At 36.3% G+C, this 773-nt stretch carries 1 protein-coding gene; it reads right to left on the bottom strand.

All coding sequences use genetic code 11. The features are described 5' to 3' along the window. Positions 1 to 773, bottom strand: a 773-nt coding sequence (locus tag AC1DTM_RS29795) for an alanine:cation symporter family protein (RefSeq protein ID WP_477001624.1), incomplete at both ends; no start/stop codon positions are given.

The following is a 773-nucleotide window of genomic DNA, read 5'->3' as shown; positions in this document are numbered from 1 at the left end:
ATCATCCGCCGATACTTTTTCTTTAGAATTTTTCCTTTCAACCTCTTTACTCCGCTCTTCCCAAATCGTTAAACCTTCCATTCCTACTTTTTTAGGATCAAAAACAGGATCTTTTCCTTCTTTTTTCTRCGTTTCATAATCTTTTAACACTTTTAATGCAGTTTTGCTTAACAATAGGATTGCTATAAGGTTTAACCATGCCATACTACCAATTCCTAAATCTCCGAGGTTCCATAAAAACGAAGCTGATTCTACACTACCGATGTATACCATAATTAAAAATCCAATTTTTAATACTGGTTTTAACCAGCTATATTTGAGCCCACCATCTAAATAAGTAAGCGTCGTTTCAGCGATATAGTAGTAAGCGAGTAAAGTTGTAAATGCGAAGAAGAAGATTGCGATTGAAATGAATATTGGACCAAATCCAGTCATAACAGTTTCAACTGCTTGTTGTGTATAAATTGGACCTACTTCCACATTTCCTATATTCCGTACAATTGCGCTTTTCCCTTCAGGTATAACATTATACATACCTGTTATTAAAATCATGAGAGCTGTTGCTGTACATACTACAATTGTATCGATATATACAGAAAAAGCTTGAACTAACCCTTGTTTTGCGGGATGCGATACTTCAGCAGCTGCAGAACTATATGTTGCTTCTCCTACACCCGCAACKTTTGAAAATACTGCACGCTTTACTCCCCATGCAATAGCTGCCCCAACGATTCCTCCAAACATTTCATTTACACCAAATGCACTTGAGAAAA

It is taken from the genome of Bacillus sp. P4_D3 (assembly GCF_056401855.1).
Note: the sequence above shows the minus strand (reverse complement) of the source record. Positions and strands in the feature narration are given on the sequence as shown.